General features: G+C 62.5%; 1 pseudogene. It reads right to left on the reverse strand.

The window, feature by feature from the left end:
• Positions 1-503 (reverse strand): annotated as a pseudogene (locus QN413_RS27090) (hypothetical protein); the annotation flags it as partial.
• Positions 504-541 lie beyond the last annotated feature (38 nt).

Consider the following 541-nt stretch of genomic DNA (forward strand, 5'->3'; position numbering starts at 1 on the left):
GCGCTCGCGTGGACTTCCGTTGAGGAGACCAATGTCGTGCCGGTGCCGGTGCCGGTAGCGACGTACCACAGCACGGCGAACGTGCCCAGCGCGACATTACGCGACGGCCCGACCACGATCGTGCGGCCCTTGAGTTGATCGGGGAGAAGCTTGCCCTCAAGCACGTCGGCGTAAGAGATGGGCGGGTGGACTAGTTCTCCATGAAAGGGAATGCCAAGATGCAAGTTGGTGCCTTTGGCAACAGCCCGCTGCACTGCAGGATCCGGATTGGTCATCGCACCCACATACGGCACCGTCCCCTCATCTCCCCGGGCGAAAAGGTCGATGAACCGTAAACGTTCAATCGCACCGTCGGGCGCGAGGTTTGAATGTCCTACACCTGCGACCGCGGACGCGAAACGCTCGCGTCGTTCGAGGAAAGCTGCGTCTTGCTTCAGTACGGCGGGCGAGGGAGCGGCCTGCAGCAAGAAAAAGACCCGCAATCTGCGCAGCGCAAGCTCCATCGCTGCATCGTCGTCCGCCGTCTGTGCGGGAAGGCCGA

Origin of the sequence: Variovorax sp. LG9.2 (genome assembly GCF_035018885.1) — a bacterium.
Taxonomy (GTDB): Bacteria; Pseudomonadota; Gammaproteobacteria; order Burkholderiales; family Burkholderiaceae_C; genus Variovorax.